Raw genomic sequence first — 10,162 nt, 5'->3', positions numbered from 1 at the left:
CGTCAGGCCCGTGAGCGTCCTCGCACCCCTCGGAATTCCGGGGGGTTGGCGGCGCGTTTCAATCTTGCGGAGGACTGCACGGACGTGCAGGATTCGCGCGCCGGAGCCGACGCAACCTCCCGAATTCGTTCTCAATGTCAGGGGGCCATGGTAGTCCCGCCGACCTGACGTTGATGGTCCAACCCGACTGGTCGTGGCGCGCTGACAGGCCGTGCGCCGCGTCATGGGTGGGGGCGGACCCGTAAAACCCATCTGGATTTCATGACCATGCTCGCAGACGCCGATACGAAGACGCGCAAGAAGCAGGGAGGCCCGGCAGGGGGCGGAGGCAAGGGAGGCGGCGGCGCGTCTGGCGCTGGCGGTGGTGACGGCAGCATCCCCGCGGGCCTGGCCGAGGAAGCCCGCCGGCGCTACCTGAACTACGCCCTGTCGGTCATCACCTCGCGCGCCCTGCCCGACGTGCGCGACGGCCTCAAGCCGGTGCAGCGCCGCATCCTCTACGGGATGTGGAACGACCTGAACCTGTCGTTCGACACCAAGTACCAGAAGTGCGCCCAGGTCGTCGGCGCCATCATGGGCCGCTACCACCCGCACGGCGACACGGCCATCTACGACGCCCTGGTCCGCATGGCCCAGGACTTCTCCCTGCGCTACCCGCTGGTGGACGGCCACGGCAACTTCGGCTCGCTCGACGGCGACTCCGCCGCCGCCTACCGCTACACCGAGTGCCGCCTGGAGAAGCTGGCCACGGAGCTTTTGGGCGAACTGGACAGCAAGACGGTCCGCTTCCGGCCCAACTACGACGGCACCCGGGACGAGCCCGTCGTCATCCCCGCGCGCGTGCCCCAGCTCTTGATGAACGGCACCACCGGCATCGCGGTGGGCATGGCCACCAACATCCCGCCCCACCACCTGGGCGAGCTGGTGGACGCGCTGCTGGCCCTCATCGAGAACCCGGAGCTCCAGGTCAAGGACCTGCTCAAGTGGATCAAGGGCCCGGACTTCCCCACCGGCGGGCAGATCCTCAACAGCAAGCCGGAGCTGCGGGAGATCTACGAGACGGGCCAGGGCGGCGTCCGCATCCGCGGCGAATACAAGCTGGAGGAGTTGAAGCGCGGCGGTCAGATGATCGTCGTCACCTCCATCCCGTACACGGTGAACAAGTCCACCCTCGTCGCGAAGATTGGCGAGCTGGTGCGCGAGCGCAAGCTGCCACTCATCACCGACGTGCGCGACGAGTCCACCAAGGACGTGCGCATCGTCCTGGAGCTGAAGAAGGACGCCAGCCCGGAGCTGGTGATGGCGTACCTCTACAAGCACACGCCCCTGCAGACGACCTTCGGCGTGAACCTCACCTGCCTCGTCCCGTCGGAGAACCCGGACGTCGGCACGCCCAAGCGGCTCGACCTCAAGAGCATCCTCCAGTACTTCCTGGAGTTCCGCCTGGAGATCGTCACCAAGCGCTTCGAGCACGAGCTGGCGGAGCTCAAGCGCCGCGTCCACATCCTCGAGGGCTTCGAGAAGGCCTACGACGCGCTGGACGAGATGATCCGCATCATCCGCCAGTCCGAGGGCAAGCAGGACGCGGCCCAGAAGCTGATGACCCGCTTCAAGCTGGATGAGATCCAGGTCGAAGCCATCCTGGAGATGAAGCTCTACAAGCTGGCGCGCCTGGAGATCCTGGTCGTCCAGAAGGACCTCAAGGAGAAGCGCGCGGAGATCAAGCGCATCGAGGGCATCCTCAAGGACGTGAAGAAGCGCTGGGCCGTCATCCGCGACGAGCTCACCGGCATGAAGGCGGCGTACAACGACAAGCGCCGCACGCGCATTGGCGGCGCCGGTTCCGAAGAGGTGGAGTTCTCCGCGGAGGCGTTCATCGCGGACGAGGACGCCCACGTGGTCATCACCCGCGACGGGTGGATCAAGCGCGTGCGCGAGGTGAAGGACCCCTCCACCACCCGCCTGCGTGAAGGCGACGCGGTGATGGCGGTGCTCGCGGGCAGCCTGAAGACGAACCTGGTGCTGTTCACCAACCTGGGCACCGCCTACGTCACCCGCTTCAACGACGTGCCCGCGTCCACCGGCTACGGCGACCCGGTGCAGAAGCTGTTCAAGTTCGACGACAACGAGCGCGTGGTGGGCGCCCTGTCGTTGGATCCGCGCCTGCCCCAGCCGGCGAAGCTGGTGGCGGTGACGCGCCTGGGCCTGGGCATGCGCGTGTTGCTCGCGCCCCACTCGGAAGTGTCCACCCGCGCCGGCCGCCGCTACGCGAAGACGGGCGAGGGCGACGAAATCATCGGCACGCAGCCGGTGGGCGACCGCGACCTGCTCGCGGTCCTCACGGAGAAGACGAGCGCGCTCGTGTGCAAGGTGGCGGAGGTCAATGAGCTGGCCGGTCCCGGCAAGGGCGTCCAGGTCATCAAGGTGGAGCCGGGCGACCGGGTGGTGGACTTCCTCGCGGCGCCCGCCAACCAGAAGGACGCCACGCTGGAATTCGAGACGCAGAAGGGCCGCAAGCTGCACCTGTCACCGGCGAAGTTCACGGTGACGGCGCGCGGCGGCAAGGGCCACGAGATGTCCAAGCGCGACACGGTGAAGGAGGTGGCGCGTCCCGTCACCTTCGTGCCGCTGCCGGAGAAGAAGGAGTAGCGGGAAGGCCATGGCGACCAAGAAGGAAAGCTACACAGGCGCGGACATCCAGGTGCTGGAAGGCCTGGAGCCGGTGCGCAAGCGCCCGGCCATGTACATCGGTGGCACCGACACCACGGGCTACCACCACCTCTTGTGGGAGATCCTCGACAACTCGGTGGACGAGGTCATCAACGGCTACGCCACCACCGTCGAAGTCACGCTCCACAAGGGCGCCAAATCCATCACCGTCGTGGACAACGGGCGCGGCATCCCGGTGGACATGATGCCCAAGCACAAGAAGCCCGCGTTGGAGGTCATCCTCACGACGCTCCACTCGGGCGGCAAGTTCGAACAGGGCAACTACATCCACTCCGGCGGTCTGCACGGCGTGGGCAGCTCCGTGGTGAACGCGCTCTCCAGCAAGCTGCTGGTGGAGATCAAACGCGACAGCAAGCGCCACGTGCAGTCGTACGCGCGCGGCAAGGCCACCAGCCCCCTGAAGGTGGAAGGCCCCGCGCGCGGCACCGGCACGTCCATCACCTTCGAACCCGACGCGGAGATCTTCGGGGAGAAGCAGAAGTTCGACGCGGAGGCCGTGCGCGAACGGCTGGAGGCGAAGAGCTACCTGCACAAGGGCATGACCGTCATCTGGAAGGATGAGACGGCCACGCCCCACACCACGGTGACGTACAAGCACGACGGCGGCATCGCCGAGTACCTCACCAAGGTCGTGTCGGAGCGGCAGAAGCCCATCGTCCCCACGGGCAGCACGCCGTTCTATTACGCGCGCGACAACGAGGTCCGGCTGGAGGTGGCGCTGGCGTGGACGGAGGCCACGGACGAGCACGTGCGCTCGTACGTCAACGGCATCCCCACGGCCATGGGCGGCACGCACGAGGCGGGGTTGAGGGCGGCCATCGTCAAGGCGATGCGCAACTACATCGACACGCACGATTTGACGCCCAAGGGCGTGACGCTCACCGCGGAGGACATCCGCGAGGGCATCACCGCCATCCTGTCCGTGTACGTGGTGGAGCCCCAGTTCCAGGGCCAGACGAAGGGCCGCCTCAACAACCCGGAGACCACGGCCCAGGTGGACGGCGCCGTCCGGCCGGCCCTGGAGAAGTGGCTCAACGACAACAAGTCCATCGCGGAAGCGTTGCTGGCGCGCATCATCCTGGCCGCCCGCGCGCGCGAAGCGTCCCGCGCGGCCTCCGCCGCCATCAACCGCAAGACGGCGGTGAGCCACCGGCTCAACCTGCCCGGGAAGCTGGCGGACTGCTCGTCCACGGATCCGCAGTCCAGCGAGCTGTTCATCGTGGAAGGTGACTCCGCAGGCGGCTCCGCCAAGCAGGGCCGCGACCGGCGCACCCAGGCCATCCTCCCCCTGCGCGGCAAGGTGCTCAACGCCGAGCAGGCGTCCACCGACAAGGTGGCCGGCAACAAGGAACTCCAGGACATCGTCAGCGCGCTGGGGTGCGGCATCGGCGCGGACTTCGACATCACGAAGCTGCGGTACGGCCGCGTCTTCCTGCTGATGGACGCCGACAGCGACGGCCACCACATCGCCACGCTGCTGCTCACGTTCTTCTACCGCCACCTGCGGCCCCTCATCGAGGCGGGCGCGGTGCACATCGCCCAGCCCCCGCTGTACCGGGTGGACATCGGCAAGGAGACGTACTGGGCCCTGGACGAACCGGACCGCGACCGCATCATCCGCGAAAAGGTCCGGGGCAACGCCAAGCCCAGCATCATGCGCTTCAAGGGTCTGGGCGAGATGACCGCCGACGAGCTGAAGGAGACGACGCTCGATGCGAAGAACCGCATCAGCCTGCGCGTCACCATCGACAACGCCCTGGAGACGGACCGCATCATCAACGACCTGATGGGCAAGGATGTCTCCGCGCGTTACAAGTTCATCACCGAGATGGCCGGCGAAGTGCAGGAACTCGACGTCTGAAAAAACGGGAGTCCAGGCTCACCCCGGGACGGTAGCGGCCGTCCCGGGAGAGGCATTGGTCTTCTGACCCGCCGGTCGGCTAGCATCGGTGGAATCGTGAACACGACCCGCCTTGCCATGACTTTCGCGCTCGCCTGCGTGCTGAGCGCCCCTGTTGCCGACGCCGCCACCAAGCGCAAGACCGCCAAGAAGAAGCGGCCCTCCGCGACGAAGCCCGTACCGGCGCCCGAGGACACCTTCACCCCTCCGGACGAACCGGGCCCCTCGGCGGACCCCCTGGGCTCCGCGCGCAAGGCCGTGTCCAGCGACGTGGCGCTGTTCGGCGTGGCCCGCCAGCCGGCGGCCTCGGACCAGGCGGCGAAGCTGGAGGACGCGCTGTCCCGGAAGCTGGGCGCCGCGGGCGACGTGCGGTTCGTGGACCTGGCGGCGGCCTTCCCGGCGTCGGAACCGCAGGGCATCCCCAAGGGCGACGCGCTCTTCGACGAGGGCCGCTCCGCGTACGACAACCTGGACCCGGACACCGCGGCGGTGAAGTTCAAGGAGGCCGCGGACACCTACGTGCAGCGGCCCGGGGACCTGCGCGCGGAGAAGCTGGGCGAGGCGTTCCTCTTCCAGGGTGCGTCCCAGTTGCTCAACGGCGACGTGGCGGGCGCGAAGGTGTCCTTCACGAACGCGCTGGTGGCGGAGCCGTCGCTGCGCCCGGACGCAGGGCAGTTCGGCCAGGACGTGCAGCGGGTGTTCACGGAGGCGCAGAAGGAGCTGGAGGCGCAGCCCCAGGGCTCGCTGGTGGTGACGTCCCAGCCGCAGGGCGCGCGCGTGCTGGTGCGCGGCCGTGACGTGGGCGCGACGCCGCTCACCGGCCTCAAGCTGGCGCCGGGCCGCTACCCCGTGCAGGTGGTGCTGCCGGGCTATGCCCCGTCCGCGTCGTACACGGAGGTGAAGTCCTCCGCGTCCGCCGAGGTGAAGGCGAAGCTCGCGCCCGCGCCCGGCCTGTCCGCGCTGCGTGACGCGGCGGCCAAGGCCGGCACGGAGCAGGCCTTCTCCGCGGACGGCGTTCCGCCGGAAGTGGGCGCCATCGGCGAGCGGCTCAACGCGCGCTACGTGGTGCTGGCGGCGGCGTACCAGGACAAGAAGGGCCGGATGCACGGCGAGGTGCAGGCGTGGGACCTGCGCACGAAGAACCGGCTGCGCGACGTGGAGGTGGACTTCACCAAGCGCGACGGCAAGTACAGCGCGAACGCGGCGGCCGACCAGGTGCACACCTTCCTCACCGGCGCCGCCCTGCCCAAGGGCCGCTCCTCCGACGACAACGAGTCGGTGGCGTCCGGGGACTCGGTGCTGCGCAAGCCCTGGTTCTGGGCCGCGGCGGCGGGCGTCGCGGCGGTGACCGCGGGCGTGGTGTACGTGGCCACGACGGACCGCGGCAGCGGCTTCAATCCCGTCAACGGGCTGCCCGGTGGAATTTCCTTCTAGCCACCACGTCCAGCTTCCAGGACTCCCCATGAAAGCCCTCTCGCTCGCGTTCTTGCTGCTGCCCGCCCTGGCGCTGTCGTCCTCTCCTCCACCGGGCCGCATCTCCGCGCTGATCATCCCCATGGACCCGTCATCCGAGTCCTCGGGGGTGCAGATGGAGGGCTACATGAACGACGCGCTGGGCAACTTCGCGAACTACTCCGTGAAGAAGCCCCGCGACCTGTTCGGCCTGCCGGACGACGCGGCGGCCCAGGCGTCGCTCCAGCGCGCGAAGAAGGGCTTCGAGGAGAGCCTCAAGGCCTTCGAAGCGCGCGAGTACGAGGACGCGGAGCGCAAGGTGCGCGCGACGCTCAAGGAGCTGGACGGTTCGGTCGCGGCGATGCGCTCGTGCTTTCCGCTGTGCGACGCGCTGGCGATGCACAGCGCCATCCTCCAACTGCGGGGCGACGTGGAGGAGGCGAAGCTGCTGCTCATGGACCTGATGGCGCTCAACCCCACCTTCGAGCTGAGCCCCAAGCGCTTCAGCCGGGAGTTCATCGGGCTGCGCGCGCAGGTGGCGACCAGCCGCACCGCGCAGCTTCGCGGCACCGCCACCTTCAAGTCGCGACCCGCGGGCGCTCGCGTCTTCGTGGACGGCGAGGCGGTGGGCTACACGCCCATGACGGTGCCCGCCCTTCCCGTGGGCAAGCACCTGGTGCGCATGGAGCGCCCCGGCTTCCGCCAGTTCGGGCAGATCGCGGAAGTCACCCCAGACGACATGGAGGTCAGCGCATCGCTCGTCCCGACGGCCACCTACAAGGCCTACGACGTGCAGTTGGACAAGGTGCTGGGCGACATGTCGCGTCCCAGCGACAAGCCGGCCAACGCCGTGGTGGCGCTGGGCAAGTCGCTGGGGTTGGACCGGACGCTCGTCGGCACCGTGCGCGTCATCCCGGAGCGGGGCACGGAGCTGGCGGTGGGCCTCTTCGACGTGAAGAGCGGCAAGCGCCTGGGCTCCAAGCGGCTGGTGCTCCAGGGCGACGAATACGGGCAGCTCAAGCTGGAGATGGAGCGGGTGGTCAACCAGCTCATCAACACCGAGGGCGAGAAGGTCATGAAGGTCCGCGACCCGCTGGATGGCAAGAGCGGCGCGGAGGACTGGAGCGCGGAGGACCGCGGCGGACAGCGCAAACAGTCCGAGAAGCGGCAATCCGGCGATGATCCGTTGGATTCGATGTCGGGAACCGAGGACTGGTAGCAGCCAGCGCTTGTCCCGGGGCGGACTGTCCCTAGAGTCCCGGGCCGTATGCGACTCCTGCCGCTGTTGACCCTCCTCCCGACGTTCGCGCTCGCCCAGACGGGCACCGTCAGCAACACGGCCGCCCCGCCCCGGGGCGTCACGCTGCCGCCCACCAACGCGGCGCTCGTGGACGAAGCGCCCGCGCTGTCGCTCAACCCCGCCGGCCTGGGCTTCCTCGACTCGGGCCAGCTCTTCTACCTGCACGAGCGCAACCTGGAGTCGGACTCCGTGGGCGACGCCGTGTTCCTGGGCACCCACTTCCTGGGCCTGGGCGCGGGCTTCTCCCTGGAGTGGATCCGCGGTGAGAACGCCCCGGACTACCGCAAGACGTCCTTCGGCCTGTCCCTGGGGCCCCGCACGCTGCAACTGGGCGCGGCCCTCCACGACTTCAGCTCCGATGACCGCGCCATTGGCGGCCTCACGAGCTGGGACGTGGGCGTCACCGCGCGCCCCGCCCGCTTCCTGTCGCTGGCCGCGGTGGCCAGGGACCTGAACGCCCCCGAAAGCGACGGCCTCAAGCTGCCGCGCCGCTACAACTTCGGCGTGGGCCTGCGTCCCCTGGACGAGCGCTACACGCTGGGCGTGGACTGGCTCTTCTCCGAAGGCGGCTTCCGCGAAGGCCTGGCCACCTACACGGTGCAGGCGGAGGTGCTGCGCGGCCTGAGGCTGGGCGGCGGCCTGTCGCACGGTTTCGTCAGCGGCATCCCGCTTGCGCTCCAGTTCTCCGCCACGGTGGACCTGGGCCACGCGGGCCTGACGTACGCGGCGGGCGGCGCGGGCAATGGCCTGGACCACGTGCTGCAACTGCGCCTGTCGTCGGAGCGCTACCGCTCCGTGCACGGCTCCAGCGGCGTCGTGACGCTGTTGGACCTGGACGACATGCTGTCGGGCGGCGTGAGCCCGGTGCTGTCGGTGCTGGGCGTGAGCGAGTCGGACCCGTACCTGCGCCTGCTCAAGTTCCTGGACATGGCCACGCGCGACGAGCGCCTGAAGGGCGTGGTGGTGAAGATGGAGGGCCTGCCCGGCGTGGGCTGGGGCGGCGCGGAGGAATTGCGCCAGGCCTTCCTGCGGCTGCGGCAGGCGGGCAAGAAGGTCGTGGTGGTGATGCTGTCGGGGGATGACCGCGCCTACCTGGTGGCGTCCGCGGCGGACGGCGTGTACGCGCTGACGGAGGCCTCCCTGCCCATCAACGGCCTGGCCCTGAGCGTGATGTCGGTGGGCGGCACCATGGACAAGCTGGGCGTGCACTGGGACGTGGCGCGCGTGGGTGAGTACAAGACGGCGACCGAGCAGCTCACCCGTTCGGACATGAGCCCCGCGGAGAAGGAGACGCTGGACGCGTACCTGGACGTCCTCGTCGCGCACAACGACAAGGCCGTGGAGGCGGGGCGCAAGCTGTCGCCGGAGAAGCTGCGCGCGGCGTGGACGGGGGGCATCCTGTCCTCGCGCCGGGCGAAGGACGCGGGCCTGCTGGATGGCGTGGTGTCCGCGACGGAGCTGGACGCGCGCGTCGCGGAGTGGTTCCCGGGCCTGCGCTTCCATCCGACGTACGCCCCGCGCGACGAGCGCGAGGACCGCTGGGGGCTGCGCCGCCGCATCGCGGTGGTGCCGATCCTGGGTGACATCACCGGGGGCCGCAGCCGCGAGGATCCGCTGGGCTTCGCGCGCATCGCGGGCGCGGAGACGGTGGTGCGCGCGCTCGCCCAGGCGCAGGAAGACCCGTCCGTGGTGGCCATCGTGCTGCGCGTGGACTCGGGCGGCGGCGACGTGCTGGCCTCGGACCTGATGTACCGCGCGGTGCTGGAGGCGAAGCGGCACAAGCCCGTCATCGCGTCCATGGGCGACGCGGCGGCGTCCGGTGGCTACTACGCGGCGGTGGGCGCGGATGAAGTGCTGGCGGAGCCCACCACGCTCACCGGCAGCATCGGCATCTACTACGTGAAGCCCGCGCTGGAGGGCCTGGGCGCCAAGCTGGGCCTGAACCAGGAGACCGTGAAGCGCGGCGACATGGCGGACCTGCTGGAGTGGTGGCGGCCGTGGACGCCGGAGCAGCAGGTCGCGGTGCAGGCCTGGGTGGATGACTCCTACGACACGTTCATCACCGAGGTCGCGCTCAACCGGAAGATGGACAAGGCGAAGGTGGACGCCGTGGCCCGGGGCCGGGTGTGGAGCGGCCAGGACGCGCTCGCGCGGGGACTGGTGGACGGCCTGGGCGGCCTGAACGAAGCGGTGGCCGCGGCCCGCAAGCGCGCGAAGATCGCCCCTTCGGAGGAGCTGGACCTGGACGTGATGGGCGGCGCGCGCGGCTTCCTGTCCGGCCTAGGCGGCGAACCCGGGGTGCACGCGCTCGCGGGGCTGCTGCTGCCCGCGCTGTCGGAGCGTCCGCCGGAGGCCCTGTCGTCGCTCGCCCGGGAGGTGGGCCTGGGGTCGCCCGAGCTGCTGCGTCCCGGCCTGAAGGCCATGCTCCCCTTCACGGTGCGCATCCGCTGAAAAGCCCCCTGGAAGGAACCCGGGAGGTCGCCCGGAGAACACGTCACGCGCACGGGCGGCGAAATTTGGGGCGCTGACTCCAGGCCCTCTGTTAGGGTGGTGAGTGCCTCCCGGCCGGCGCTAGGGCCGTCGGGGGGTTTCAGGAACCGGCGGTTTCGGCCTTCTCGCAGGCCCCGCGTCCGGCTTCCTGTCCCAAAAACCTGCCTCCTGACGTCCCCGGCGACCCCCTGTGGCCGCCGCCCTCCAGGGCCGTCATGGCGTGGAGCCCCATGAGCGAGAATTCCGACAACCCCGAGACCCGCAACCCGCCGCCGCCGCCCGTGGCCGCC

General features: G+C 69.6%; 5 protein-coding genes. All 5 read left to right on the top strand.

Going from position 1 to position 10,162, the window contains the following annotated elements; translation table 11 throughout:
* Nucleotides 1-267 precede the first annotated feature (267 nt).
* The 5 genes from D7V88_RS33905 to sppA all read left to right on the top strand — a co-directional run bounded on the left by D7V88_RS33905 (nt 268) and on the right by sppA (nt 9,833).
* Entirely contained in the window at nt 268-2,649 is a 2,382-nt protein-coding gene (locus D7V88_RS33905; RefSeq protein ID WP_208726633.1) for a DNA gyrase/topoisomerase IV subunit A, read from the top strand.
* A gap of 10 nt (nt 2,650-2,659) precedes the next feature.
* Nucleotides 2,660-4,591 carry a DNA gyrase/topoisomerase IV subunit B gene (locus D7V88_RS33900; RefSeq protein WP_120544759.1) on the top strand — a complete coding sequence of 644 codons (1,932 nt, stop codon included), beginning with the start codon at nt 2,660-2,662 and terminating at the stop codon, nt 4,589-4,591.
* 117 nt (nt 4,592-4,708) lie between these two features.
* Entirely contained in the window at nt 4,709-6,064 is a 1,356-nt protein-coding gene (locus D7V88_RS33895) for a PEGA domain-containing protein (RefSeq protein WP_120544758.1), read from the top strand.
* 28 nt (nt 6,065-6,092) lie between these two features.
* Entirely contained in the window at nt 6,093-7,301 is a 1,209-nt protein-coding gene (locus D7V88_RS33890; RefSeq protein WP_120544757.1) for a PEGA domain-containing protein, read from the top strand.
* A 48-nt stretch (nt 7,302-7,349) separates the two neighbouring features.
* A complete protein-coding gene (gene sppA, locus D7V88_RS33885; protein WP_120544756.1) occupies nt 7,350-9,833 on the top strand; it encodes a signal peptide peptidase SppA in 2,484 nt (827 codons plus the stop codon).
* Nucleotides 9,834-10,162: the final 329 nt, after the last annotated feature.

This window comes from Corallococcus terminator, assembly GCF_003611635.1.
GTDB classification, from domain to species: Bacteria; Myxococcota; Myxococcia; order Myxococcales; family Myxococcaceae; genus Corallococcus; species Corallococcus terminator.
The sequence above is the reverse complement of the archived record's forward strand: the minus strand, read 5'-3'. Positions and strand labels throughout refer to the sequence as shown.